The organism is Burkholderia sp. PAMC 26561 (genome assembly GCF_001557535.2).
Taxonomy (GTDB): domain Bacteria; phylum Pseudomonadota; class Gammaproteobacteria; order Burkholderiales; family Burkholderiaceae; genus Caballeronia.
In genome coordinates, this window is sequence record NZ_CP014306.1 from 2,737,799 (window position 1) to 2,763,410 (window position 25,612).

Annotated in this window: 24 protein-coding genes; 12 read left to right on the forward strand and 12 right to left on the reverse strand. The window is 60.1% G+C overall.

Going from position 1 to position 25,612, the window contains the following annotated elements:
- Positions 1 to 7: 7 nt before the first annotated feature.
- From AXG89_RS12660 to AXG89_RS12695, 8 genes are all read left to right on the forward strand, one after another.
- The gene (locus AXG89_RS12660; RefSeq protein ID WP_062169859.1) at positions 8 to 913 is read left to right on the forward strand and encodes a LysR family transcriptional regulator; all 906 of its coding nucleotides are present in this window, start codon (positions 8 to 10) and stop codon (positions 911 to 913) included.
- Positions 914 to 1,131: 218 nt separating this feature from the next.
- Positions 1,132 to 1,506 carry a 30S ribosomal protein S6 gene (gene rpsF, locus AXG89_RS12665; protein ID WP_056353082.1) on the forward strand — a complete coding sequence of 125 codons (375 nt, stop codon included), beginning with the start codon at positions 1,132 to 1,134 and terminating at the stop codon, positions 1,504 to 1,506.
- 46 nt (positions 1,507 to 1,552) lie between these two features.
- The gene (gene priB, locus AXG89_RS12670; protein ID WP_061999250.1) at positions 1,553 to 1,852 is read left to right on the forward strand and encodes a primosomal replication protein N; all 300 of its coding nucleotides are present in this window, start codon (positions 1,553 to 1,555) and stop codon (positions 1,850 to 1,852) included.
- Between the two features lie 2 nt (positions 1,853 to 1,854).
- On the forward strand, positions 1,855 to 2,130 hold the full coding sequence (rpsR, locus tag AXG89_RS12675) for a 30S ribosomal protein S18 (RefSeq protein WP_061999251.1): 276 nt from the start codon (positions 1,855 to 1,857) through the stop codon (positions 2,128 to 2,130).
- Positions 2,131 to 2,157: 27 nt separating this feature from the next.
- Complete coding sequence (gene rplI, locus AXG89_RS12680) at positions 2,158 to 2,613, forward strand: 50S ribosomal protein L9 (RefSeq protein WP_061999252.1); 456 nt, start codon at positions 2,158 to 2,160, stop codon at positions 2,611 to 2,613.
- A gap of 138 nt (positions 2,614 to 2,751) precedes the next feature.
- Positions 2,752 to 4,140, forward strand: a complete 1,389-nt coding sequence (locus AXG89_RS12685; RefSeq protein WP_060857247.1) for a replicative DNA helicase — start codon at positions 2,752 to 2,754, stop codon at positions 4,138 to 4,140.
- Positions 4,141 to 4,260: 120 nt separating this feature from the next.
- A complete protein-coding gene (locus AXG89_RS12690) occupies positions 4,261 to 4,887 on the forward strand; it encodes a DUF47 domain-containing protein (RefSeq protein WP_056353092.1) in 627 nt (208 codons plus the stop codon).
- Between the two features lie 29 nt (positions 4,888 to 4,916).
- Positions 4,917 to 5,927 (forward strand): inorganic phosphate transporter, encoded by a 1,011-nt coding sequence (locus AXG89_RS12695; RefSeq protein ID WP_061999254.1) that lies wholly within the window; start codon positions 4,917 to 4,919, stop codon positions 5,925 to 5,927.
- A 58-nt stretch (positions 5,928 to 5,985) separates the two neighbouring features.
- On the opposite strand, the gene AXG89_RS12700 is transcribed toward AXG89_RS12695, so the two are convergent.
- The 12 genes from AXG89_RS12700 to AXG89_RS12755 all read right to left on the reverse strand — a co-directional run bounded on the left by AXG89_RS12700 (position 5,986) and on the right by AXG89_RS12755 (position 19,304).
- On the reverse strand, positions 5,986 to 6,792 hold the full coding sequence (locus tag AXG89_RS12700; RefSeq protein ID WP_061999255.1) for an SDR family oxidoreductase: 807 nt from the start codon (positions 6,790 to 6,792) through the stop codon (positions 5,986 to 5,988).
- A gap of 142 nt (positions 6,793 to 6,934) precedes the next feature.
- Positions 6,935 to 8,059, reverse strand: a complete 1,125-nt coding sequence (locus tag AXG89_RS12705) for an NlpC/P60 family protein (protein WP_062169860.1) — start codon at positions 8,057 to 8,059, stop codon at positions 6,935 to 6,937.
- A gap of 201 nt (positions 8,060 to 8,260) precedes the next feature.
- Positions 8,261 to 10,126 (reverse strand): PhoH family protein, encoded by a 1,866-nt coding sequence (locus AXG89_RS12710; protein WP_061999257.1) that lies wholly within the window; start codon positions 10,124 to 10,126, stop codon positions 8,261 to 8,263.
- A gap of 457 nt (positions 10,127 to 10,583) precedes the next feature.
- Positions 10,584 to 11,045, reverse strand: coding sequence for a peroxiredoxin (locus tag AXG89_RS12715; RefSeq protein WP_062169861.1), 462 nt, complete (start codon positions 11,043 to 11,045; stop codon positions 10,584 to 10,586).
- Positions 11,046 to 11,173: 128 nt separating this feature from the next.
- Positions 11,174 to 12,070, reverse strand: coding sequence for a polysaccharide deacetylase family protein (locus AXG89_RS12720; protein ID WP_062169862.1), 897 nt, complete (start codon positions 12,068 to 12,070; stop codon positions 11,174 to 11,176).
- Between the two features lie 9 nt (positions 12,071 to 12,079).
- The gene (locus AXG89_RS12725; protein WP_061999261.1) at positions 12,080 to 13,129 is read right to left on the reverse strand and encodes a bifunctional UDP-4-keto-pentose/UDP-xylose synthase; all 1,050 of its coding nucleotides are present in this window, start codon (positions 13,127 to 13,129) and stop codon (positions 12,080 to 12,082) included.
- Positions 13,126 to 14,112: a formyltransferase gene (locus tag AXG89_RS12730; protein WP_061999262.1), complete on the reverse strand. Its 987-nt coding sequence runs from the start codon at positions 14,110 to 14,112 to the stop codon at positions 13,126 to 13,128. The genes AXG89_RS12725 and AXG89_RS12730 overlap by 4 nt, the downstream gene beginning before the upstream one ends.
- Before the next feature lie 10 nt (positions 14,113 to 14,122).
- Positions 14,123 to 15,151 (reverse strand): glycosyltransferase, encoded by a 1,029-nt coding sequence (locus tag AXG89_RS12735; protein WP_062169863.1) that lies wholly within the window; start codon positions 15,149 to 15,151, stop codon positions 14,123 to 14,125.
- A gap of 74 nt (positions 15,152 to 15,225) precedes the next feature.
- Positions 15,226 to 16,395: a DegT/DnrJ/EryC1/StrS family aminotransferase gene (locus AXG89_RS12740; protein ID WP_442861734.1), complete on the reverse strand. Its 1,170-nt coding sequence runs from the start codon at positions 16,393 to 16,395 to the stop codon at positions 15,226 to 15,228.
- Positions 16,396 to 16,460: 65 nt separating this feature from the next.
- Positions 16,461 to 16,832: an SMR family transporter gene (locus tag AXG89_RS12745; RefSeq protein ID WP_061999264.1), complete on the reverse strand. Its 372-nt coding sequence runs from the start codon at positions 16,830 to 16,832 to the stop codon at positions 16,461 to 16,463.
- A gap of 86 nt (positions 16,833 to 16,918) precedes the next feature.
- Positions 16,919 to 18,592: a glycosyltransferase family 39 protein gene (locus AXG89_RS12750; protein ID WP_062170573.1), complete on the reverse strand. Its 1,674-nt coding sequence runs from the start codon at positions 18,590 to 18,592 to the stop codon at positions 16,919 to 16,921.
- 337 nt (positions 18,593 to 18,929) lie between these two features.
- Positions 18,930 to 19,304, reverse strand: coding sequence for an Mth938-like domain-containing protein (locus AXG89_RS12755; RefSeq protein WP_061999266.1), 375 nt, complete (start codon positions 19,302 to 19,304; stop codon positions 18,930 to 18,932).
- A 544-nt stretch (positions 19,305 to 19,848) separates the two neighbouring features.
- On the opposite strand from AXG89_RS12755, the gene AXG89_RS12760 reads away from it, so the two are divergent.
- From AXG89_RS12760 to AXG89_RS12775, 4 genes are all read left to right on the forward strand, one after another.
- Positions 19,849 to 21,087 (forward strand): pyridoxal phosphate-dependent aminotransferase, encoded by a 1,239-nt coding sequence (locus AXG89_RS12760; RefSeq protein ID WP_162916050.1) that lies wholly within the window; start codon positions 19,849 to 19,851, stop codon positions 21,085 to 21,087.
- 27 nt (positions 21,088 to 21,114) lie between these two features.
- Complete coding sequence (locus tag AXG89_RS12765) at positions 21,115 to 22,431, forward strand: homoserine dehydrogenase (RefSeq protein WP_061999269.1); 1,317 nt, start codon at positions 21,115 to 21,117, stop codon at positions 22,429 to 22,431.
- Between the two features lie 9 nt (positions 22,432 to 22,440).
- A complete protein-coding gene (gene thrC / locus AXG89_RS12770; RefSeq protein ID WP_062169864.1) occupies positions 22,441 to 23,886 on the forward strand; it encodes a threonine synthase in 1,446 nt (481 codons plus the stop codon).
- Between the two features lie 128 nt (positions 23,887 to 24,014).
- Complete coding sequence (locus AXG89_RS12775; RefSeq protein ID WP_061999271.1) at positions 24,015 to 25,607, forward strand: ABC-F family ATPase; 1,593 nt, start codon at positions 24,015 to 24,017, stop codon at positions 25,605 to 25,607.
- The last annotated feature ends 5 nt before the right edge of the window (positions 25,608 to 25,612 follow it).

Genomic DNA, 25,612 nt, shown 5'->3' on the forward strand with positions numbered 1-25,612 from the left:
AAACAAAATGGATCGCTTCAGGCAAATAGAGACGTTCGTGAAAGTCGCCGAGGCCGGCAGTCTTGCCGCGGCCGCGCTGGAGGAGGGCGTGTCGCCGGTGATTCTCGGGCGGCGTATCGATGCGCTGGAAAAACGTCTGGGCGTCAAACTGATGTACCGCTCGACGCGCCGTCTGGTGGTGAGCGAGGAGGGTGCGGCATTCCTGGAACGCTGCCGCGGGCTGCTCGCCGACTGGAACCAGGCGGAAAACGAGCTCGCCGATGGCCAGCGCACCGTCGATGGTCATCTGATCGTCTCGGCGCCCGCAGCTTTCGGGCGAATGCACGTGGCGCCGCATGCCCCCGGTTTTCTCGCCGACAAACCCGCGCTGCAGATGTCGTTCAACCTGAACGACCGCGTGGCGGACCTGATCCGCGAGGGCTACGACTTGTCGATAAGAATCGGCGGCGCGGTGGACCAGAATTTCGTGGCCGTGAAGCTCGCCGAGAATCATCGCGTGGTCTGCGGCACGCCCGCGTACTTCAAGAAGCACGGCAAGCCGAAAACGCTCGATGACCTTCCGCGCCACAACTGCCTTGCATTCAACCTGCAGGGCGGCCAGAACCGCGGCTGGTATTTCCGTCGAAACGGCAAGCTGGCGACCGTGCGCGTGTCCGGCAACCTGGATTGCAACGACGGCGAATTGCTCCATCGATGGGTATCCGAAGGCCACGGACTCGGCTGGCGCTCGACATGGGAGATCCAGCGGCAACTGGCTGCGGGCGAACTGGAAACCGTGCTGGACGAATTTGCGCTGCCTGACTACGACATCCTCGCGGTGTATCCGCAACAGCGCTACATTCCGGCGAAAGTGCGCTACTTCATTGATTATTTGAAGAAAATCTATGCGCAGCCGGATTACTGGAGCCGCTGACACTAGACCGTACCGGTTGGCTAAAAGCCTGTTGCCGATGCCTTGCCGATGCCTTGTTGATGCCTTGTTGATGCCTAAGCCATTGAAAACACAGCGGAACTAAAGCGCGAAAAGCCCGATTTAGTTGTACGCGCATCCAGATCCGGCTATAATCGCTGGCTTCTCTCTTGCCGCACCGGTCCGACGCCCGGGTGGCTTTATATCCTCAAGGAGTAACAATGCGTCATTACGAAATCGTATTTATCGTGCATCCGGATCAGAGCGAGCAAGTGCCCGCCATGATCGAACGGTACAAAACCACGATCACGTCGCACGGTGGTTCGATCCACCGCATCGAAGACTGGGGCCGCCGTCAGCTGGCTTACATGATCGAGAAACTCGCGAAGGCTCACTACGTGTGCATGAACATCGAATGCAGCCAGGAAACCCTGGAAGAGCTGGAGCACGCATTCAAGTTCAATGACGCAGTGCTGCGTCACCTGATCGTCAAGATGAAGAAGGCCGAAACCGGCCCGTCGCCGATGATGAAGGAAGTGCACCGCGAAGAAGCCAAGAAGGCGGCCAGCCAGCCGTCGACTGAAGCGCAGGCTTAATTAGTCGCCTATACCTAAACATAGGCGTCAAGCCACCAGGATTTAAGTGAACCGGCTGCAACTGACAGCAAGCGTCGTGGAACGCGAACCGGTGCGGTACACCCCCGCCGGCGTCCCCATAGCAAGCTGCACGTTGCATCACTGTACGGAAGTTGTCGAAGCGGGCATTCCCCGCCAGATCGAGCTGACACTTCCTGCGGTAGCGGCCGGAGCTGCGAGCGGCAAGCTGGAAAGCCTTGCGATGGGCGTCGAAACGCTCTTTACAGGCTTCATGGCGAAGAAAAACCGCAACGCGCGAACCCTGGTGTTTCACATCACAGAATTGCAGGATATTGGAAAGGACTGAACATGCCCCGCCCGACTGGTAAGAAATTCGACAAACGTCGTCAGCAACAAAACCCGCTCTTCAAGCGCAAGAAGTTCTGCCGTTTCACCGCGGCCAATGTCGATTACATCGACTACAAGGACACGGACACGCTGAAGGACTTCGTTGGTGAGAACGGCAAGATCACGCCGGCTCGTCTGACTGGAACGAAGGCTCACTACCAACGTCAGCTCGACACGGCTATCAAGCGCGCCCGTTTTCTCGCGCTCCTGCCGTACACCGACCTGCACAAGGCCTAATCAGACGACGCAATAAGGAAAAGCCAAATGCAAATCATTCTTTTGGAAAAAGTCGTCAACCTGGGCAACCTCGGCGACATCGTGAAGGTCAAGGACGGTTACGCACGTAACTTCCTGATCCCGGGCAAGAAAGCTCGCCGTGCAACGAAGGACGCGATCGCGGAATTCGAAGTGCGCCGTGCGGAACTGGAAAAGGTTGCAGCTGAAAAGCTGGCAATCGCTACGGCTCAGGGCGAAAAGCTGAACGGCGCAACCGTTCAGATCTCGCAGAAGGCGGGCGTCGACGGCCGTTTGTTCGGTTCGGTGACGAACGCGGACATCGCCGACGCGCTGAAGAAGCAAGGTCTGGCAGAAGTCGAAAAGTCGCAAGTGCGTCTGGCCGACGGCCCGTTGAAGCTGGTTGGCGATCACGCTGTCCAGGTTGCATTGCACACGGACGTCGTCGTCGACGTGACGGTGTCGGTGCTGGGCGAGCACGCTTAAGCTTCCAGCCAGCCGGGTTGTCTCCCGGCGCTGATGCAAAAGTAAAGTGGTAAAGGAAGGGCGGGAACCCTCAACGGTTCCCGCCTTTTTTGTTTTCTCTTCGCCCGCCGCCCCGTCATTTCGCCGATAATTGCCCCCATGAACGCACCCTCGAAAGATCCGCAAATGGATGCGCTGAAGGTCCCGCCGCATTCCATCGAAGCCGAACAGTCCGTCATTGGCGGCTTGTTGCTCGACAACGCCGCGTGGGATCGCATTGCGGACTTGATGTCGCACAGCGATTTCTACCGCTACGACCACAGGATCATCTACGAGGCGATCGGCAAGCTGATTGCGACCACGCGTCCGGCCGACGTCATCACGGTCTATGAGGCGCTGACCAACACGGGCAAGGCCGAGGAAGTGGGCGGCCTCGCGTATTTGAACGCGCTGGCCCAGAACACGCCGAGCGCGGCCAACATTCGCCGGTACGCGGAAATCGTGCGCGACCGGGCAGTTTTGCGCCGCCTGGTTTCCGTCGCCGATGAAATCTCCGCCGACGCCTTCAATCCGCAAGGCAAGGAAGTGCGCCAGTTGCTGGACGAGGCCGAGGCGAAAGTGTTCTCGATTGCGGAAAGCGGCGCGCGCGGCACGCAAGGGTTTCTTGAGATTGGCCCGCTTTTGACGGAAGTTGTCGAACGTATCGACACGCTTTATCACACCGCGAATCCCAGCGATGTCACCGGTACACCGACGGGTTTTGTCGACCTGGACCGCATGACCTCGGGCATGCACGGCGGTGAGCTGATCATCGTGGCAGGGCGCCCATCGATGGGTAAAACCGCTTTTTCCATGAACATCGGCGAGTATGTGGCGGTCGAGTACGGCCTGCCGGTCGCCGTGTTTTCCATGGAAATGCCGGGCACGCAACTCACCATGCGTATGCTGGGTTCGGTCGGACGCCTCGATCAGCACCGGATGCGTACCGGCCGTCTCACGGACGAAGACTGGCCAAAGCTCACCCACGCAGTGCAAAAAATGAGTGAGGCGCAGATCTTTATCGATGAAACCGGTGGCCTCAACCCGATGGAACTGCGCTCGCGCTCGCGCCGCCTTGCGCGCCAGTGCGGCAAGCTGGGTTTGATCATCGTCGATTATTTGCAACTCATGTCGGGGTCCGGGTCGGGCGGCGAAAACCGCGCGACGGAAATCTCGGAAATCTCGCGATCGCTCAAGAGTCTCGCAAAAGAGCTCGATGTCCCGGTGGTTGCGTTATCGCAGTTGAATCGCGGACTTGAGCAGAGGCCAAACAAGCGTCCGATCATGTCGGATTTGCGAGAATCCGGCGCTATCGAACAGGATGCGGATGTCATTTTGTTTATTTACCGGGACGAAGTTTACAACCCCGACAGCCCCGACAAAGGTACTGCCGAGATCATCATCGGCAAGCAGCGCAATGGCCCAATCGGGCCAGTACGTCTCACGTTCCAGGGGCAATACACGAAGTTCGAGAATTTTGCGGGCGCGCAGAATTTCTACAGCGACTAAAGGAACTCATGTTGCAACCGCACCCGGATTGTTACCGATCAGGGTGCGGCAGCGTTCCCGCGAAGGTACAATGTGGCGGTTTTATGTCAGCCCCATTTTGAGCCACTTTCCGGGATTTTCATGTTCGGTCGATTCATGCCCACCGAGGGCAAATTTTTCGAAATCTTCAATGCGCACGCGAAGTGCATCGTTGACGCGAGCCACGAACTCGAACTGCTGATCGACAACATGGACCAGATGGAAGTCCATAAGCAGAACGTCCAGACGAACGAAAAACGTGCTGACAAGCTCACGCACGAAACCATCGACCTGTTGCACAAGACCTTCATCACGCCGCTCGATCGCGACGAAATCCACAAGCTCATCACGACCATGGACGACATCCTGGACCTGATGGAGGATGTCGCCACGGCAATCTCGCTTTACGACGTGCGCGAATCGACTGCGGAAATGAGCCAGCTCGCTCATATCTGCACGGCGACTTCCGAGCGCGTGCAGCAAGCCGTGCAACTTCTCGCGGACATGAAGCGCGCCAGCGAAATCCTGAAGATCTGCGAAGAAATCGACCGTCTGGAGTCCGATGCGGACCGCGTACTGCGCTCGGCCATGTCCAAGCTTTTCCGCGAAGAAGATAACGTCAAGACGCTGATCAAGCTGAAGGCAATCTACGAGCTGCTCGAGACGATCACCGATAAATGCGAGGATGTCGCGAACATCATCGAAGGCATCGTGCTGGAAAACGCCTGATTTCAGCCGCGCCACTCACTCGATAAACGATGCATTCGATTCAACTCGCCCTCTGGGCTGTCATTACGCTCGTCGTGGTCGCGCTGGTGTTCGACTTCATGAACGGTTTTCACGACGCCGCCAACTCAATCGCAACCGTCGTCTCTACCGGCGTGCTGAAACCTCAGCAGGCCGTGGCTTTTGCTGCAGCTTTCAACGTCATCGCGTATTTCATCTTCCATTTGAAGGTCGCAGCGACCGTAGGGAAGGGAACCATCGATCCGGCAATCGTCGATCAATATGTGATCTTCGGTGCGCTGGTCGGCGCTATCGGCTGGAACATCATCACGTGGCACTATGGCATTCCGTCGAGTTCGTCGCATGCGCTGATCGGCGGCCTGGTCGGGTCTGCATGGGCCAAATCCGGCTGGGGTTCGCTTAACCTCGACGGCCTGCTCAAGACCGTTTCGTTCATCTTCATTTCGCCGCTGCTCGGCTTTGTGCTCGGGTCGCTCTTCATGCTGATCGTCTCGTGGATGTATTTCCGAACGCCGCCGTCGAAGGTGGACCGGCGTTTCAGGCGCTTGCAGCTTGTGTCGGCGGGACTCTATAGCCTCGGGCATGGCGGTAACGACGCGCAGAAAACCATCGGCATCATCTGGATGCTGCTGATTGCGGCGGGTTATGCATCGGTTACAGCCGACGCGCCGCCAATCTGGGTGATCGGCGGATGTTATTTGTCGATGGGACTCGGCACGCTCTTCGGCGGCTGGCGCATCGTGCGCACGATGGGGCAGAAAATCACGAAGCTGAAACCAGTCGGCGGGTTTTGCGCGGAATCGGGCGGGGCGATCACGCTGTTCGTGGCTTCGTTTCTGGGTATTCCCGTCTCGACCACCCATACGATTACCGGCGCGATCGTCGGTGTCGGCGCGACGCAGAAGTTCAGCGCGGTGCGCTGGGGCGTGGCGGGGAACATCGTCTGGGCGTGGATTCTGACGATTCCGGCATCTGCCGCAATGGCCGCCGTTGCATGGTGGCTAGGTCGGCACTTTTTCTAAGCCGGCATGCCATCAGGCAGTTAAAGAAACGGGCGACATCAGTCGCCCGTTTTCGTTTCTAAATCAACGGTGCGCCAACGCCGTCCATCGGAATGATTGCGCCGGACACGTAGCTCGCCTGGCGGCTCGCCAGGAACAATGCAACGTTCGCGATTTCCTCCGGAGTGGCGTAGCGGCCGAGCGGCACTTTCGCCTGGCTGCGCGCCAGCGCTTCGTCGCGTGTGATGCCTTGCCGTTGGGCTTCGAGCGCGAGCGATTCCTCCACACGTTCCGTCAGGGTCGCGCCCGGGTTGATCGCGTTGATGCGAATCCCTAGTTTCGCGTAATGATGTGCGAGACCAACCGTCGCCAGCATCAGTGCCGCATTTGCCGCGCCACCGGCAATGTGAATATCGCTCGCAATCTTGCCGCCCATTCCGATGATGTTCACAACCGCGCCCGGATCGCTCTTCGGGTCCGCTTTCAGCCGCTCGGCCATTTTTTTCAGCACCGCTTGCTGCGGATAGATGCATGGGAAGTACTTGGCTTCCATCGCGGCTTTGTAGGCGTCGGCATCGAGCAGATCGGGATCGTAGCGTTTCGCCGCGCCCGCGGAATTCACAAGGATATCGATGGGGCCAAGCGCGCTCGTGGCTTCCTCCACCACATCCTGCACGCTGTGCGCTTCGTGAAGGTCGGCGCGTGCGAGATGCACGTGGTGTCCGTGCTGCGCCAGCTGTTCGCGGGCGCGCGCCAGGTTCGCTGCATCGCGCGAAACGATCGCGACGCGCGCACCTTCCGCTGCAAATGCCTGCGCGCATGCGAAGCCGATGCCCTTGCTGCCGCCCGTGATGAGCACGACTTTCCCGGCAAGTCCCAGGTCCATGAGGTCACTCCTTATCGAGGCTGATTGCGATTCTTCGACGCTTGGCAATCGATGCTGGCAAGCGTTTGACAACACACGATAGCAGAGGCCGCCGGGGTGTGCGCGTCAGGAGATGTGTGGAGAGGCGTGCGTCGTTCGCGGCTCAGTAGCCGCCGTTGGCAAACTTTGCGATGGGGTCATCGGCGGCGGCGGGGCGCGTGGGCACGAGCGGATTCGTCGACGCACGCATTACGTGGACGGCCGGGTCCGAAGCTGGAATGCGCGCCACGGACGATGGCTGTTGTTCCTGCACCGCGCGTACTTGTTGGGCCGCGAGGCGGGCGGTCGGCGGCGGTGGTTCGAAGGCATCGGCGGCGGCGGCGATGGGGTCCGGCGCATTCGATGCTTTAGCGATTGCGCTCGATTCCGCTTGCGGCTGCCGAACTGGCGAGGTTGCGTTGGCCGCCAGCGCCTGACGTTGCGCGGCGGAAAGCGCGGACGGCGGAGGTTCGAACGGATCGACGCTCGCACGTGCGGTAGACACAGCCGGCGAAACCGCGCCGGCTGATTGCGCTTGTCGCTGAGCGGCAGACAACACCGGCGGCGGAGGTTCGAACGCGTCAACCGCGTTGGTACTGTTCGGCGCCGCCGCGACTTGTGCAGGCGCAGACCGGCTGGCAGCGCCATCGGACGGAGCGGGAACGGGCGACGCCAGATACGTCGGTGAATCGAAAGGCGCTGGAGCCGACTTAGGCGCGGCGACGCGGCGGATGCCATCGAAGCGCTTCGCCCAGTAGGGGTTCGTCAGATAATCAAGCCGGACCGTGCCGCCGGTGGATGGCGCATTCACGAAGCGCAGCTTGCCCACGTAGATCCCGACATGCGAATGCGCGCGTCCGGTCGTGTTGAAGAAGATCAGGTCGCCGGGTGCGACTTCGTCTGGTTCGATGGACTCGCCGCGCCCGCTCATGTCAGCGGTCGTGCGTGGCAGGTTGACCGAGGCGGCGCGGTCGACCACGTACCGAACCAGTCCGCTGCAATCAAAACCGGCTTCCGGTGTATTCCCGCCCCAGCGATACGGCACGCCGACAAGCGCCATTGCCTGAATGGAAATTTCCTCGCGCCCCACGCTGTGATCGACGAAGTTTGGAAACCCGGATGGCTTGGCAAAAGTGCGGTTTGCAGCAGTCGTATTCGATTCGGCCGGCGCGCGCGATATCCGCTGCGGCGCGCTGGAGCAGGCGGCAACGAGAAAGGTGACGAGCAGCAGTGACCAGAATCGGCGCATTCGAAAAGGCGAGCGGACCGCTCACCGTGATGACGGTCTCGCGATACTAGCCCGTCAGATGGGGCTCCGGCAAGTTTTGTTGATAAGTCACTTTAGGTTAACGTTGTAAGTGCGGTTGCATACGACGTCGGTTTAGAGAAAAAACCACAAAAAAAGCCCGGCAAGCGATGCTTGCCGGGCTTTCGGACAGTGGGTGAAACTTTAAAGGATATCTGAAGCGTAATCCGCCAGACGCGAGCGCTCACCGCGCGCCAGCGTCACGTGACCGCTGTGCGTCCAGCCCTTGAAGCGGTCAACCACGTACGTCAGCCCCGAGCTGCCTTCGGTCAAATAAGGCGTATCGATCTGCGCGATATTGCCCAGGCACACGATCTTCGTACCCGGACCCGCCCGCGTGACGAGCGTTTTCATCTGTTTCGGCGTCAGGTTCTGCGCTTCATCGATGATCACGTACTTGTCCACGAACGTGCGTCCACGCATGAAGTTCATGCTCTTCACCTTCAGGCGCGAGCGGATCAGTTCCTGCGTGGCGGCGCGGCCCCATTCGCCGGCGGCGTCGTCCGTTTTCTGCAGGACCTCGAGGTTGTCGTCGAATGCGCCCATCCACGGCTGCATCTTTTCCTCTTCCGTACCCGGCAAGAACCCGATATCTTCGCCCACCGGAACCGTCGCCCGGGTCACGATGATCTCGTTGTAGCGCTTGTCGTCGAGTACCTGTGCGAGGCCGGCGGCCAGCGCCATCAAGGTCTTGCCGGTCCCGGCCTGACCCAGCAGCGTGACAAAGTCGACGTCCGGGTTCATCAGCAGGTTCAGCGCAAAATTCTGCTCCCGGTTGCGCGATGTAATGCCCCACACGTTGTTCTTGTGGTGACTGTAATCGCGCAGCGTTTGCAGCAGCGCCGTCTTGCCGTTGAGCTCACGCACGATGCCATAGAACGACGGTTCGCCGTTCTGCGGTTCGAAGTACACAAACTCGTTCACTAACATGGACGCGCATTGCGGACCGGTCACGCGGTAGTACGTGGTGCCTGTCTTCGTGTCCTGCCAGCTTTCCATGCCTTTCGCGTGCTTCGTCCAGAAGTCCGAAGGCAGCGCGCGCACGCCGGAATAAAGCAGATCCTTGTCTTCCAGGACCTGGTCGTTGAAATAATCTTCTGCCGGCAGACCGAGCGCGTGGGCCTTGATGCGCATGTTGATGTCTTTCGACACCAGCACGACCTGGCGATCCGTGCGCTCTTTTTGCAGCGCGCGAACCACGCCGAGAATCTGGTTGTCCGCCTTGCCGACCGGCAGACCCTCAACCGGCTCGATGTCGGTCAACGTGGTCTGGAAGTAAAGGCGGCCGGTTGCATCGCGGTTACCCAGGGCGGAGAGCGGCAATCCCGCCGACATCTCGCCAACATGGGCGACCAGCGCATCCAGCGTACGGCTGACCTGGCGTGCATTGCGCGCCACTTCCGACATGCCTTTCTTGTGGTTGTCGAGTTCCTCGAGCGTCATCATGGGCAGATAGACGTCGTGTTCCTCGAACCTGAAAAGCGATGATGGATCGTGCATCAGCACGTTCGTATCGAGCACGAAGAGCTTGCCGATCTCGTTTTCCGGCTGGCCGCGCTGACGGCGCTTTTGCTGAACGCGCGGCTGTGCGGCAGCCGAAGCCGGCGCGGCGGGCGGCGCTTCGGAACGAACGCGAGCTTCGACCGGCGCGCGGGCCACGGCCGGCTGCGCCGTGGTCTCGACCTGCTCGGCGGGCGCAGCGGCGGGCTGCAGCAAGGCCGCGGTCTGCCTGGTGCGGCGCGTACGCGCGGCAGGTGCGGCGTCGGATGCTTCGACGGCCGAGCCTTTTGCGGCATTCGCGAGCGTTTCACTGGCGATCGCGCGCAACGTGTTCGCGGCGGTGGGGCGCGAAGCGCTAGCCGGCGCGGCGAAGTCAGTATCGATGTCAGTCGTGGCTAGGTCGCCCTCGCTCGCCTGCTTTCTGGATGGTCGGGCAGGCCGGGCTTTGGCTTTGTATTCTTCAGACGGCAGGAGGTTGCCGAGCTTGACGGGTGCGGTAGGCAAAGGCATGGTTTCCCTCGAAAGGATCGGATCTTATGTCGTGCGTCGCCTGTCGCATCCTGCTGGGTTGGCCTGAGTTATCAGGCCTGACTTCGATGCAGTTTGCGCCCGGTGACGCGCTTCGGTTTCGAAAACGCCGGTTCGCCTAGATTTCGATCGGCTCCTTGGAAGTTGCGTCCTGAAGATCAAACGGGAGTTCAAACGCGCGGACGGCGCGGCGCGCAGCGCGGGAGGGAGCGTCCGCAAACAAAAAAGCCGCCGTCCCGGACGTTGGGACCAGCGGCTCTGGAGCGCCTGCGTACCTGCTCCTTTCGTCCTTCACTTCGCCCGGGCAACATGTGAAGCCGGAGCGTCGTGTGTAGCGGAGACCCGTGCCGGTCGCGGTGGTTGCCGCGATACACCGGGCGCTACGTAAAGAGAAATGGAAGGAGGGGCATGCGCTCATTGCGAATCAATATAACGTGCCTCAAAGCGCTTGTACAGCTTCCACAATCTGCTCGACGTGACCTGGAACCTTTACGCCACGGAACTCCCGGCGAAGCACACAGTTCGCGTCCAGCAGGAAGGTCGAACGCTCGATTCCGCGGACTTCCTTGCCATACATTTTCTTCATCTTGATGACGCCGAAGAGCGAGCAGATGGCTTCGTCGGAGTCGGACACCAGTGTGTACGGCAGTTCCAGCTTCGCCTTGAAGTTGTCGTGCGATTTCACGCTGTCGCGCGAGATACCGATGACCTCCGCGCCGGCTGCCTTGAACTGGTCGTAGAGATCGCGGAATTGCAGGCTTTCAGTGGTGCACCCCGGCGTATTGTCCTTCGGATAGAAAAACAGCACGACTTTCTTGCCCTTCAGGCTGGACAGCGAAAAGTCGCCGCCGGTGGCGGGGGCGGTGAAATCGGGAACAGGTTGATCGACTGCGATCGGCACGGAGTTTCTCCTCTTTTTTATCGATGACGCGTGCCCGGACGCCAGTTTCTGGTGATCGGGCACGTTGAAACGGTGGTGCAGATTGGAAGAATCTCGTTCCTGCAAGCTCGCTGAGCCCGCGCGAGGCATCAGTCCGGCTGCAGGATCAGCTCACCCGCGCGGCCCGGAATCTCGCCCCACGCAACAGGGTACGTGGGCAGCGTCGAGCGGTCCAGCGTCGCATGATAGTCACCCATCGTGCAGAACGTGTGACCCTGGGCGCTCCAGCCAGCCAGCATCTGCTCGAAAACCGGGGCAAGCTTTTGTCCCTCGAGTTCGGCGTGCAGCGTGAATACCTGATCGTGATCCCGCTTCGATGTCAGCCCGAGCAGATGAGCGGCGACGTTGCTCACGTCGACGCCATCGACGCCCAGAACCTCATCCAGCGTGGGCAGCGTGGTCGGCATCTGGACGTGATTCAGGACGCGGCCATCGAGCACGGGAATGTAGGGCGCGTGGCCCCGTCCGTCGGACGCGTACTTCATGCCCCAGGCATCGATCTGTTCAAACGCGTAGCCGTTCATCTGCCAGCCTGCCGCGCCGTGCGTGACGGGCGGTGCGCCGAAGATTTCGATGAAACGCGCGTGGCTGCGCTGCATCTGCGCGGCGGTCCACTCACGGTTGCCTGCGCGGACGTTGTCCTGCCAGTAGACGTGGTCCCACGTGTGGATGCCGCACTCGAAGCCGCCTTCGTGAATTGCGCGCATCTCTGCAACCGCACGCCGGCCGATGTCCGGCCCCGGCAGAAGCACGCCATACATGAGCGTCTTGACGCCGTAGTGCTCCACGACCGATGTCCGCGAGACCTTCTTCAGGAACCCCGGACGAAACACCCGGCGTAAAGCCCAGCCGGTGTGATCGGGTCCGAGACTGAACAGGAAGGTCGCGCGGGCGTGATACTTGTCGAGCAGGCGCGCGAGATTCGGCACACCTTCGCGCGTGCCGCGCAACGTATCGACGTCGATTTTCAGAACGATGCGAGCCACGCGCCGCCCTTAATTCTGGTCTTCGACAAGGCGCCGGGCCGTCGCCACATCGCCGCGATACGCTTCGAAGATCTTGCGCAGGGCGTCGTCCATGGTCGCGACCGGTTTCCAGTCCAGTTCTTCGATCGTGTTGTCGATCTTGGGCACGCGGTTCTGCACGTCCTGGTAGCCCGTGCCGTAATAAGCATCCGACGACGTCTCGACCAGTTGCACGGTCTTCGCGCTCTCGGCGTACTCGCTGATCTCGTTCGCGAGCTTCAGCATCTTGTTCGCGAGTTCGCGCACCGAGAAGTTGTTGCTCGGATTGCCGATGTTGTAGATCTTGCCCGTCGCCACGCCGTTCTTGTTTTCGATGATCTTCATCAGCGCGCCAATGCCGTCGTCGATATCCGTGAACGCACGTTTTTGCGCGCCGCCATCGACGAGACTGATGTTTTCGCCCCGCACGATATGGCCGAGGAACTGCGTGACCACTCGCGAGCTGCCTTCCTTCGGCGTGTAGATGGAGTCGAGGCCCGGGCCGATCCAGTTGAACGGGCGGAACAGCGTGAAGTTCAGGCCTTCCATGCCGTAACCCCAGATCACGCGGTCCATCAACTGCTTCGAGCACGCGTAGATCCAACGCGGCTTGTTGATCGGGCCGTAGCTGAGTTGCGATTCCTCGGGATCGAACTGCTCGTCCGTGCACATGCCGTAGACCTCGGACGTCGACGGGAACACGAGGTGCTTGCCGTACTTCACGGCCGAACGCACGATGGGCAGGTTCGCTTCGAAGTCGAGCTCGAACACACGCAGCGGCTGCTTCACGTAGGTGGCCGGCGTTGCGATCGCGACCAGCGGGAGGATCACATCGCATTTCTTGATGTGATATTCGACCCACTCCTTGTTGATCGTGATGTCGCCTTCGAAGAAATGCATGCGCTCATGGTGGGCGAGGTCGCCCAAACGGTCGCGCTGCATGTCCATGCCGAAGACTTCCCAGTCGGTCGTCTCGAGAATGCGCTTGGAAAGGTGGTGGCCAATGAAGCCGTTGACACCCAGGATCAGGACTTTTTTCATGAATGAGGAAGTGATTGAGTGAGTCGGCCGAATTCGGCGGGACTGACGACGCGTTCGCCGCCGGCTGGAGTCTGGCTTTCGTCCACGAATGGCTGCCGTAGTTCACGAATGGCGACGACGCGGCCATCGCCGCATACGCCAAACAGCGCATTATCCTTCACGTGAAGGCCGGGGGGCAAATCCCCGAGCGCGCGCAGGGTCTCGGCTTCGAAATCGGGCAAACCGGTCTCCGGCACGAGCCGGGCCCGCGCCACGATAAACCGTGTCGGTCCAAGATCCGTGAAAGCGCCCGGATACGGCGGCGCGACGGCGCGAATCAGGTTGTACACCTGCTGTGCCGGTTTCGACCAGTCGATACGCCCATCTTCCGGTTTCCTGCCGCCGAAATAGCTGCCTTTGCTGAGATCGTTCGGAAGATGCGGCGCTTCCCCTGCGATCAGCGCCGGCAGCACACGCCAGAGCGTCTGTTCGGCGGCGACGGTGGTTTTGTCGAAGACCTGGCTCGCGGTGTCGTCCGGGAGAATGGGAACAGGCGTCTGCGCGAGAATGGTCCCGGCGTCGGGCTTTGCCGCCATTTCATGCAGCGTCGCACCGGTTTCCGTCTCGCCGTTCAGCACGGCCCAGTTGGTTGGAACGCGGCCGCGATATTTCGGCAGCAGCGAGCCGTGCATGTTGTACGCGCCGCGCGTGGCGAGCGCGAGCAGGCCGACCGGCAGCATATGACGGTAGTAGAACGAGAAGATGAAGTCCGGCGCAAGCCTGGCTATGGCGTCATGCAGCTCGGCCGACTTCGGGTCGGCGGGCGTGATCACGTCGATCCCATGATCCGCCGCCACGGATTTCACGCTGCTGAACCAGATGTTCTCTTGCGGATTGTCTTCGTGCGTGACGACCAGCGCAACGTCCACGCCGCGCGCCAGCAACACCTGCAGGCAACGCACGCCGACGTTGTGATACGCGAACACGACTGCGCGTGGCTTCATGGCAAAGACCTCATGACGGATCGACCTCGCGCGTGATCGCGGCGACGGCTTCCTGACGCGGCTTGGTACGCGAGATCTGGCCGTCGCGTTCTTCCAGTATTGTCTGAACCAGATAACGCGGCCGTGCACGAACCTGCTGATAGATCCGGCCGATGTACTCGCCGAGCAGCCCCAGCGCGAAGATGATCACGCCGAGCATGAAGAAGGTGATGGCGAACAGCGTGAACACACCTTCGACTTCCGCGCCGAACATGAAACGCCGCACCAGCAGCAGCAGGAACAAACCTGCGGACCCTACCGAAAGAATCACGCCTATGAACGATAACCACTGCAGCGGCACGACCGAAAACCCGGTCACGAGGTCGAAGTTCAGGCGGATCAGGCTGTACAGCGAATACTTGGATTCGCCCGCGAAACGTTCTTCGTGCGCGACATCGATTTCAATCGGATTCTGCGAGAACGTGTAGGCGAGCGCCGGAATGAACGTGTTGATTTCGCCGCAACGATTGATCGTATCGATGATATGACGGCTATACCCGCGCAGCATGCAGCCCTGGTCCGTCATGCGAATCCGCGTGATGCGTTCGCGCAATCGGTTCATCAGCCGCGATGCCTTCTTGCGCCAGAAACTATCCCGGCGCTGCTGACGGATCGTGCCGACATAGTCGTAACCCTCGCGCATCTTGGTTAGCAGCTTGGCGATTTCCTCGGGCGGATTCTGCAGGTCGGCGTCCAGCGTGATTACGCTTTCCCCGCGTGACTGCTCGAAGCCGGCGAGGATGGCCATGTGCTGGCCGTAATTGCCGTTTAGCAGGATCACGCGCGTCGTGTCCGGACGTGCGCGAAATTGCTGCGCGAGCAGTGCGGCGGATTTGTCCCTGCTGCCGTCGTTGATAAAAATGACCTCATACGTTGCACCGAGCGCATCGAGCGCGGGATACAGGCGCGAGAAGAGCGCGGCGAGGCCGTCTTCCTCGTTGTACACCGGGACCACGACCGTCAGTTCGGGGCCGGTCGGCAAAAAATCGGTTTGACTCATATTGGCGATGGTTCCGCTAGATTTCCGTAATCAATTGATGCTGCGCCGGCCGCAGCCCGCGGCGCGGCTTCTTCTTATATGGCGTGCGCCGCGCAGATTTCATCGACGGCCTGCACGACTCGCGTCACGTCGTCATGGGTCATCTGCGTGAAAAGGGGCAGCGTAACCGTGGACGCGCCATACTTTTCGGCTTGCGGGAACATGCCTTCATGGAAACCGCGCGCCCGGTACAGCGTGAACAGATGCAGCGCCGGGTAATGCACGCCCGTGCCGATGCCGCGCTCCTTCATCTGCCCCATGAATTCCGAGCGCGTGAGGGAGAGGCGCTCCAGCGGCAACGCAATCTGGAACATGTGCCAGTTGCTGTCAGTGAAGTTCTGCACCGGCAGTTGCACGCCCGCGCGCACGGCCGAGCCGTTCGCGAAACTCTCGAAATAGGCTCGCGCGAGCTCGCGGCGCTTTTCCGTGAAACGCTCGACGTGCTTCAACTGCCCGAGGCCGACGCGAGCGGCGACATCGGTGAGATTGTATTTGCCGCCGAGCAGGTCGCAGTCCATTCCGTCGAAGCCCGTGCGCGTGATGCCCTGCAGCCGGTACTTCTGGGCCAGCACCGCTTCCTCTTCGTTATTCAGGACAAGCGCGCCGCCTTCTATGGACGTCACGTTCTTGTTGGCGTGAAAACTGAACGAAACCATGTCGCCAAACGAGCCGATTTTCTTGCCGCGCCAGCTTGAACCGAACGCCTGCGCGGCGTCTTCGATCACGCGCAATTTATGGTCGCGGGCGATGCCGTAGAGGCGGTCCATATCCACGGGCAAACCAGAGAGATATACCGGCAGGATGGCCTTGGTGCGCGGCGTGATGGCTTTTTCCAGTAGATCCAGGTCGATATTGCGCGTGACCGGATCGATGTCCGCAAATACTGGCGTGGCGCCCGTTTCAATGATCACATTGCTGGTCGAGACCCAGGTCATCGGCGTGGTGATGACTTCGTCGCCTTCGCCTTCGCCTACGCCCGCAATCCGCAAGCCGATTTCCATGGTCGCCGTACCGGAATTGAACGTGCGCACCGGGCGGCCGCCGCAATAGGCAGACAGATCAGCTTCGAACTGCGTGTTCTGCGGGCCGGTCGTGATCCAGCCGGAACGCAGTACGTCGGCGACGCCCTGGATCGTCTCTTCGTCGATCTCGGAGCGCACGAACGGCAGGAAAGGGAGCGTTTTGGAGGTCACGTTCTGGGTCATGGAGTCTCTGCGTTAGAAATGGAGGAGCGAGGCGTTGACATAAGCTGACAAAAGCGAAGCCGGGGCTAGGCGCGGGTCAACACCACTACGCCAATCAGGATGATGCCGATACCAACCAGGCGCTGCACTGACAGAATTTCACCGAACAAATACCACGCTGCGAAAGCGTTTACCACGTAACCCAATGAAAGCATGGGATAAGCCACGGAAACGTCGACCCGCGACAAACCCACGATCCACACCACGACACTGAACACATAGCAGGTGAGGCCACCGATGATCGGCCATTGCGTTGCAATCTTCAAACCAATCGGCACGATGTTCGCCGGCGTGAACTCGAAATGGCCCACGGCGTTCACACCTGCTTTGAGCAGCAACTGCGCACCGGCGTTCAACAGGACGCCGGTGATGATGCAAATGAAGGATATCGGGTTCATCGTCGACCGTAATAGTGGTTTTTATCGGCGTAGTGCGGCGCAGCATTCTTGTACAAAATGGCTTGCGCGAACGCCGCACCATTGTTTCAAGGCTGCGGCTTTTCCACAATGACCCTTCGATCATCACGCGCAATCACTTTCATCGGCACGTTTTTCGCAAGCATTTCGTCATACCTGCCCGGGGGCATCAGCGCGAGAGCGTATCGATCGGCGTCCCAGCGTTCAATCCACGCATCGATGGTCGGCAACCATTTCTGCGGCTCCGTCGTCACGCCGAACTGCAGTTCGTCGGGCTCCTGGACCATGATCATGGTGTGGCCGAGGTAAAACGGCATGGTGTGGTCGAGCTTGGCAACCGAATAAAACGGCGTGTCTGCCGGGAGCTTTGCCATAGCTGCCTTGACCGCAGGCACCAGTTTCACGCCGGAACTCTCGCGGCCGAAGACATCGTGTCCTGTTCCCGCGATGGTACCGATCAGCAACCACGCGGTGCCCAGCAACACAACGCCGCCAATCGAACTGCGCCGGTTGTACCAGATCGCTGCAAGCGTGACTACGAACGCAACAGCGAGCGCTGCATACACCCAAAGCTGGAACTCACGATACAGAGAGTTCGGCGTATGCCCACCGCCCATGCGACCCAGGAAGATTGCGCCGAATGCCGCCGCGACCAGAAAGACGGCATAGCCAATCAAATGCCGGCTCCATTGCACCCTCGTCAGAAGCGGCAAATAGATTGCGATAAGCAACGCGATCGACGGCGCAATCGGCAGCGTATAGGACAGGAGTTTCGAGTGTGATGCGCTGAAAAACAGGAAGATGAAGGCCGTCCAGAGCAGCAGCAAGGTGACCGGCGCAAAGCCGTTTGGCTGTCGTGGCACTTTCACCGCGTGGCGGGCGCTCTGGAAAATCACGGAGAGCCAGGGCAGGAATCCGATGATCAAAACGGGCACAAAGTAATAGAACGCGCCCGGCCGGTTCTGTTCGGGCGTCAGATAACGCTGAAACTGCTGCACGATGAAAAAGAAGTTCAGGAACTCCGGATTTTTCATCTGCACCAGCACGAACCAGGGCACGGAGATGATCGCAAACAGGATCAGTCCGCTGCCAATGTAAAGGCGCCGCCACAGGGCCCAGTCACGCGCGATCAGCGTGTAGAGCACAAGGACCGCGCCCGGCAGAATAAGACCGACCAGCCCCTTTGAGAGCAATGCGAGCGCCATGCCGGCCCAGCAGAGCCACATCCAAAGCCGGACCTGGCTGGCGGGGAGGTTGGGGCGTTGCGCGAGCAACAAGCCGCACAGCGTGAGTTCCATCCAGAAGGACAAACCCATGTCGAGCGTGTCGAAATGGGCCATCAGATTCCAGTAGGGCGACGTCGCAAGGACGACTGCCGCGCAAAAGCCCGTCACGCCATTGAATACTCGCGCGCCGGTATAGCCAATCAGCAGCACGCCGGCAAACCCCGTCAGTGCGGTATAGAGCCGCGCCTGCCATTCGCCGATCCCGAACCACGCGAACGTCAGCGCGTTCGCCCAGGTTTGCAGCGGCGGTTTCTCGAAATATTTGTAGCCGTTGTATCGCGGCGTGATCCAGTCACCGGTCACGAACATTTCGCGGGCCATTTCCGCGTACCGGCCTTCGTCGCTGGGAACGAGATGGCGCAGGCCGAGGGGCGCAAACCAGACCACAGCGAGCGCTGCGACCAGCAATAAAAGCGAGAGGCGGGTGAGCGGTAGCCGGTAAGGCGTATCGTTCATAGAAGTCGACCTGTCCAGTGCCGCTTTTGCGGCGAAAAGCAAATTCAAAAAGGGGCTCGAGTGTTGCGCATCGAGACTTAAGGGCGGCTTAGGCGGGCTCCGGATGTCTTGTCGCACATGTTCGGTGAACACACGCAGGTTCCGCGTCTTCGACAATACGCACAAGCTGTCCGAATGGGCTGGTAGGTGAAGAAACGTGCAACGTTTCAACTGCTGACCGAAGGGCGCGGGCCGGGCTTACGTGACAAAGCTGCCGGGCGGCAGTTTATCGTACTGGCGTGCCGATTCCGCGCTGAGGCGCCTTGATGACGTTACGAACCGGTTCAGCGAGCGCGGATCAGGCTTCGAGCAGCAGCGCGGCGGCGACCCGGCGGCCTTCCGACATCAGAATGTTGTAAGTGCGGCATGCGGCGCCGAAGTCCATCGTCTCGACGCCAATGCGCTGCTGCGTGAGCCTGGCAGTAAGCCGCGGATGCGGAAAACGCAGGCGCGCGCCGCTGCCGAACACGATGACTTCGGGCGCCAGCTCGAGCAGCGCATCGAAATGTTCAGGCGTGAGCGTCTCGAACGACGTGACCGGCCACTGGATCACGGGACTTTCCGGCATCACGATAATGCTGCCTTCATGACGCTGGAGATTGATCGCGACGTAATCGGCGCCGTAACTCGTGATGGTGTTGAGCGCGCCGCTGGCTTCCTGATGTAATTTCAAATCGATAGTCCGACAGGCGGGTTGATGGCAAGGAGCGACTGTGCGAACGCCCGTGCCGGGAAGAATCTGCCGGCGAGTACGGCGCGCGCATTGCGAAAGTCACGCTTAATCCGCTAAATTATAACTTTTCAGCCGTTCGCGGGTTGCGAGTCCGGACGGCGCAGTGCTTCGCGTGCCGCCACAAGCTGCTTGCCGACACGCAAAAAAGGGCTGTTTTCCTTGGCCTGATGGCCAAAAATCACACGTTTGAGCCCAAACCCGCCTTTATCCGGCGCATTTTCGCTAGACTGCCTGTTCTGCGCTGCCTTCCGAATCCCGAAATTTTCGCCGGTTCAGGAGCGCCATGACGTCCACCACGGTCGAACGTCCTTGTTGCATCTTGTGACCGGCCCGCGTGCATCGACGCGATCCCGGTCCGGATTGGAACGCCTTGCAGCGCAGGCCGCAATGTCCTTTGTTCGTATCCTTTCGCCGACCTTGGCCGCCGACTGCACCCGATAACCAACAGAGCCTGATTTCAAGTAACCGAGTGAGCCTTCCCGCCGTGAAACCGATTCTCAAGTCCAATAAATTACAGAACGTCTGTTACGACATTCGCGGACCCGTGCTCGAACACGCGAAGCGTCTCGAGGACGAAGGTCACCGGATCATCAAGCTCAACATTGGCAATCTGGCCTCGTTTGGTTTCGACGCGCCCGACGAAATCATCCAGGACATGATCCGGAATCTGCCTGCATCGTCGGGATATTCGGACTCGAAGGGCGTGTTCGCTGCGCGCAAGGCGATCATGCATTACACGCAGGAAAAGGGTGTGCTGGGCGTGGAGCTGGACGACATCTACATCGGCAACGGCGCGTCCGAGCTGATCGTGATGGCCATGCAGGGTTTGCTCAACGACGGCGACGAAGTGCTGCTGCCCGCGCCGGACTACCCGCTGTGGACGGCCGCGGTCAGCCTGTCATCCGGCACGCCTGTGCATTATCTCTGCGACGAAGCCGCTGACTGGATGCCCGATCTCGACGACCTGCGCTCGAAGATCACGCCGAACACGAAGGCACTGGTCATCATCAACCCGAACAATCCGACCGGCGCGCTGTATTCCGACGCGCTGCTGACCGAAATGATCGAGATCGCCCGCAAGCACGGCCTGATCATTTTCGCCGACGAGGTCTACGACAAGATCGTCTACGACGGCCGCAAGCATACGGCGGTCGCGGCTTTGTCCGAGGACGTGCTGACGGTCACGTTCAACAGCCTTTCGAAGAGCTATAGGGCGTGCGGGTATCGTGCGGGCTGGATGTTCATTTCCGGGTTGACGGGCGAGAATCGCCGGATTGCGAACGACTATATGGAAGGGCTAGGCATCCTTGCGTCCATGCGCTTGTGCGCGAACGTGCCGGGACAGTACGCCATCCAGACGGCGCTCGGCGGCTACCAGAGCATCAACGACCTGATCCTGCCAGGCGGGCGCCTCTTCAAGCAGCGCGAGCTTGCGTACGACATGCTGACCGCCATTCCCGGCGTGAGTTGCGTGAAGCCGCAAGCGGCGCTGTACATGTTCCCGAAGCTCGACCCGAAGATGTATCCGATCGTCGACGACCAGCAGTTCATCACGGACCTGTTGCTTGAAGAACGCACGTTGCTCGTGCAGGGCACGGGTTTCAACTGGCCGGCGCCCGATCATTTCCGCGTGGTGTTCCTGCCGAACGTGGACGATCTGGCTGACTCGATCAACCGTATCGCGCGCTTTCTCGATGGTTATCGAAAGCGTCACTCTGTTTAACACCTCTCTTAAAAGACTTACGCTGCAATGGAACCGATCAAAGTTGGCCTGCTGGGCTTCGGCACCGTCGGCAGCGGCACCTTCACGGTGCTGCGCCGCAATCAGGAAGAAATCAAACGGCGCGCCGGACGTGGTATCGAAATTTCGCGCATCGCCGTGCGAACGCCGTCCAAGGTGAAGGGCGCCGAAGGCATCGAGATCACGACCGACTTCAATTCGGTCGTGGACGATCCGTCCATCGACATCGTGGCCGAGATGATCGGCGGCACGGGCGTGGCGCGTGACCTGGTGCTGCGTGCGATCGCCAACGGCAAGCACGTGGTGACGGCGAACAAGGCGCTGCTCGCCGTGCACGGCAACGAGATCTTCGAGGCGGCCAGCAAGAAAGGCGTGATGGTGGCGTTCGAGGCGGCGGTCGCGGGCGGCATTCCGATCATCAAGGCGCTGCGCGAAGGGCTGACGGCCAACCGGATCGAATACATCGCGGGCATCATCAACGGTACGACGAACTACATCCTGTCCGAGATGCGCGATCGCGGGCTCGACTTCGCGACCGCGCTGAAAGCGGCACAGGAACTGGGGTATGCGGAAGCCGATCCTACCTTCGACATTGAAGGCGTGGACGCCGCGCACAAGGTCACGATCATGAGCGCGATCGCGTTCGGCGTACCCGTGCAATTCGACCGCGCTTATGTGGAAGGCATCAGCAAACTGGATGCAATCGATATCCGCTACGCTGAAGACCTGGGTTACCGGATCAAGCTCCTGGGGATCGCGCGCCGCACGGAGAAAGGCATCGAATTGCGCACGCACCCGACGCTGATCCCGGAAAAGCGTTTGCTCGCGAACGTGGAAGGGGCAATGAACGCGGTCGTGGTTCACGGCGATGCCGTGGGCACCACGCTCTACTACGGCAAGGGCGCGGGCGCGGAGCCCACCGCGTCGGCGGTGGTCGCGGATCTCGTGGATGTGACGCGCCTGCATACGGCCGACCCGGAGCATCGCGTGCCGCACCTGGCATTCCAGCACGACAGCCTGGCGAATACACCGATTCTGCCTATCGAGGAAGTGACGAGCAGCTACTACCTGCGTTTGCGGGTGGCTGACGTGACCGGTGTGCTCGCCAACATCACGCGCATTCTCGCGGACAAGGTCATCTCGATCGATGCCTTGCTGCAGAAGGAATCCGAGCACGTCAACGGCGAGGACAAGGGCGAGACCGACATCATCCTGCTCACGCACGAAACGGTTGAAAAGGAAATCAACGCAGCGATCACGCAGATCGAAGCGCTCTCCACGGTGGTTTCGAAGGTGACGAAACTGCGCATGGAAGGAATGAAATAAGGCCCTGAAATGAACTACATCTCGACCCGCGGCGCAGGCATTGGCGAGCGCCATACTTTCTCCGACATCCTTCTCGGCGGTCTCGCCAAGGATGGCGGCCTGTATCTGCCCGCTGAGTACCCGCGCGTCACGGCGCAGGAACTCGACGCGTGGCGCTCGCTGCCTTATGCAGATCTCGCCTACGAAATCCTGCGCAAGTTCAGCGACGATATCCCTGACGAAGACCTTCGTTCGCTCACACGGCGCACCTATACCGCAAAGACGTACAGCAACGTTCGCGATCACGAAAGCGCATCGCAGATCACGCCGATCAAGACGCTGGGCGTGGAGAACGGCACGACCGTGTCGCTGCTGGAATTGTCGAACGGACCGACGCTCGCGTTCAAGGACATGGCCATGCAGTTGCTCGGCAACCTGTTCGAGTACACGCTCGCGAAGCACGGTGAGACGCTCAACATCCTGGGCGCCACTTCAGGCGACACAGGCAGCGCCGCCGAGTACGCCATGCGCGGCAAGCAGGGCTTGCGCGTGTTCATGCTCTCGCCGCATCAGAAGATGAGCGCGTTCCAGACGGCGCAGATGTTTTCGCTGCAGGACCCGAACATTTTCAATCTGGCGGTCGTCGGCAATTTCGATGGTTGCCAGGACATCGTCAAGGCTGTATCGAACGATCACGCGTTCAAGGCTGCCAACAAGATCGGTACGGTCAATTCGATCAACTGGGCCCGCGTGGTTGCGCAGGTGGTCTATTACTTCAAGGGCTACTTCGCCGCGACGAAATCGAACGCCGAGCGGGTGTCGTTCACGGTGCCGTCGGGTAATTTCGGCAACGTCTGCGCGGGACATATTGCGCGGATGATGGGCTTGCCGATCGAACAGCTCGTTGTCGCCACGAATGAAAACGACGTGCTGGACGAGTTTTTCCGCACCGGGGTTTATCGCGTGCGCACGGCCGCCGAGACGTATCACACGACGAGCCCGAGCATGGATATCTCGAAGGCGTCTAATTTCGAGCGTTTTGTGTTCGATCTGCTCGGCCGCGATCCGGCCCGAGTACTGCAGCTTTTCCGTGACGTTGAGGAAAAGGGCGGTTTTGACCTCGCGGCAAGCGGCGATTTCGGGCGCGTGAAGGAATTCGGTTTCGTGTCGGGGCGCAGCAGCCATGCGGACCGGGTGGAAACCATCCGCGACGCATTCAGCCGGTACGACACCATGATCGACACGCACACGGCAGACGGCTTGAAAGTGGCTCGCGAACATTTGAAGCCGGGTGTCCCCATGATCGTGCTGGAGACAGCGCAGCCCATCAAGTTCGGCGAAACCATCCGCGAAGCCCTGCAGCGCGAACCGGAACGTCCGGCAGCTTTTATTGGCATGGAAGAATTGCCACAGAAGTTCGATATCGTCAAAGCTGACGCAGGCGTGGTGAAGGCGTATATCGCTGAGCGCGTGTAGGCAGGACACAGGCGGCGAGCGGCCTTCAGCGCCGCTTTGCCGTCCCGTTCCGCTGCAACGCCGCAAATCGTCGCAAAAACTGCTAAAATTGCAGGTTTTTCGCCGTACACCATTCAAAAGGACGCGCTGTGCTGTCTACTGCCAACATCACCATGCAATTCGGGCCGAAGCCCCTCTTCGAGAACATTTCGGTCAAGTTCGGGGAAGGAAATCGCTACGGCCTCATTGGGGCAAACGGCTGCGGCAAATCCACGTTCATGAAAATCCTGGGTGGCGACCTGGAACCGAGCTCCGGCAACGTGATGCTCGAACCGAACGTTCGCCTGGGCAAGTTGCGCCAGGATCAGTTCGCGTATGAAGACATGCGCGTGATCGACGTCGTCATGATGGGCCACACGGAAATGTGGAATGCCATGTCCGAGCGCGACGCCATTTATGCGAATCCGGACGCCACCGACGACGACTACATGCACGCCGCCGAACTCGAAGCAAAGTTTGCGGAATACGACGGCTATACCGCTGAAGCGCGTGCGGGCGAACTGCTGCTCGGTATCGGTATTGCAATCGAAGACCATGCCGGACCAATGAGCAACGTAGCGCCGGGCTGGAAGCTGCGCGTGCTGCTCGCGCAAGCGTTGTTCTCGAAGCCGGACGTGCTGCTGCTCGACGAACCGACCAACAACCTGGACATCACGTCCATCCGCTGGCTCGAGGACGTGCTGAACCAGTACAACTCGACCATGGTGATCATTTCCCACGACCGGCACTTCCTGAACCAGGTCTGCACGCACATGGCGGACATGGATTACGGCACGCTCAAGGTTTATCCGGGTAACTACGACGACTACATGCTGGCGTCGGCTCAGGCGCGCGAGCGTCAAGCGAGCGCGAACCAGAAGGCGAAGGATCGTGTGGCCGATCTGCAGGACTTCGTACGCCGCTTTTCGGCGAACAAGTCGAAGGCGCGCCAGGCGACGAGCCGCGCAAAGCAGATCGAGAAGATCAAGATCGAGGAGTTCAAGCCTTCGTCGCGTCAGAACCCGTTCATTCGCTTCGAGTTCGAGAAGAAGCTGCACAACATCGCGGTCGTGGCCGATGGCATCACGAAGAAATACGACCGGACCATCTTCAATCATCTCAATTTGAGCGTGCAGCCGGGTGAGCGGATCGCGATCATCGGCGAGAACGGTGCGGGCAAGACCACGCTGCTGCGCGCGTTGAAGGGCGCGATCGAACTGGATGGCGGTACGGTCAAGTGGGCGGAAAACGCGCTGATCGGCTACATGCCGCAGGACACGTACGAAGAGTTTCCGAACGACGAGACGCTGACCGACTGGGTCGATCAGTATCGTCAGGACGGGGACGACGACCAGATGGTGCGCGGTACGCTCGGGCGTTTGCTTTTCAACGCCGACGACATCAAGAAGTCCGTCAAGGTGCTGTCAGGCGGTGAAAAAGGCCGCATGATCTGGGGCAAGCTGATGCTCGGCCGCCCGAACGTCTTGCTGATGGACGAGCCGACCAATCACATGGACATGGAATCTATCGAATCCCTGCAGATTGCGCTCGAGAAATACGAAGGCACATTGATCTTCGTGTCGCATGACCGCGAGTTCGTGAACGGCTTGGCGAATCGTGTAATCGAAGTCAAGAACGACGGCACGATTCGTGACTTCGGCGGCACGTATGAAGAGCTGCTGGCAAGTCAGGGTATTCAGTAACACGA

Bases quoted from the DNA above. Each gene is read 5' to 3' on its own strand.
- AXG89_RS12660 (WP_062169859.1), top strand. From the start codon at position 8: ATGGATCGCTTCAGGCAAATAGAGACGTTCGTGAAAGTCGCCGAGGCC.
- rpsF (WP_056353082.1), top strand. From the start codon at position 1,132: ATGCGTCATTACGAAATCGTATTTATCGTGCATCCGGATCAGAGCGAG.
- rpsR (WP_061999251.1), top strand. From the start codon at position 1,855: ATGCCCCGCCCGACTGGTAAGAAATTCGACAAACGTCGTCAGCAACAA.
- rplI (WP_061999252.1), top strand. From the start codon at position 2,158: ATGCAAATCATTCTTTTGGAAAAAGTCGTCAACCTGGGCAACCTCGGC.
- AXG89_RS12685 (WP_060857247.1), top strand. From the start codon at position 2,752: ATGAACGCACCCTCGAAAGATCCGCAAATGGATGCGCTGAAGGTCCCG.
- AXG89_RS12690 (WP_056353092.1), top strand. From the start codon at position 4,261: ATGTTCGGTCGATTCATGCCCACCGAGGGCAAATTTTTCGAAATCTTC.
- AXG89_RS12695 (WP_061999254.1), top strand. From the start codon at position 4,917: ATGCATTCGATTCAACTCGCCCTCTGGGCTGTCATTACGCTCGTCGTG.
- AXG89_RS12700 (WP_061999255.1), bottom strand. From the start codon at position 6,792: ATGGACCTGGGACTTGCCGGGAAAGTCGTGCTCATCACGGGCGGCAGC.
- AXG89_RS12705 (WP_062169860.1), bottom strand. From the start codon at position 8,059: ATGCGCCGATTCTGGTCACTGCTGCTCGTCACCTTTCTCGTTGCCGCC.
- AXG89_RS12710 (WP_061999257.1), bottom strand. From the start codon at position 10,126: ATGCCTTTGCCTACCGCACCCGTCAAGCTCGGCAACCTCCTGCCGTCT.
- AXG89_RS12725 (WP_061999261.1), bottom strand. From the start codon at position 13,129: ATGAAAAAAGTCCTGATCCTGGGTGTCAACGGCTTCATTGGCCACCAC.
- AXG89_RS12730 (WP_061999262.1), bottom strand. From the start codon at position 14,112: ATGAAGCCACGCGCAGTCGTGTTCGCGTATCACAACGTCGGCGTGCGT.
- AXG89_RS12735 (WP_062169863.1), bottom strand. From the start codon at position 15,151: ATGAGTCAAACCGATTTTTTGCCGACCGGCCCCGAACTGACGGTCGTG.
- AXG89_RS12740 (WP_442861734.1), bottom strand. From the start codon at position 16,395: ATGACCCAGAACGTGACCTCCAAAACGCTCCCTTTCCTGCCGTTCGTG.
- AXG89_RS12745 (WP_061999264.1), bottom strand. From the start codon at position 16,832: ATGAACCCGATATCCTTCATTTGCATCATCACCGGCGTCCTGTTGAAC.
- AXG89_RS12750 (WP_062170573.1), bottom strand. From the start codon at position 18,592: ATGAACGATACGCCTTACCGGCTACCGCTCACCCGCCTCTCGCTTTTA.
- AXG89_RS12765 (WP_061999269.1), top strand. From the start codon at position 21,115: ATGGAACCGATCAAAGTTGGCCTGCTGGGCTTCGGCACCGTCGGCAGC.
- thrC (WP_062169864.1), top strand. From the start codon at position 22,441: ATGAACTACATCTCGACCCGCGGCGCAGGCATTGGCGAGCGCCATACT.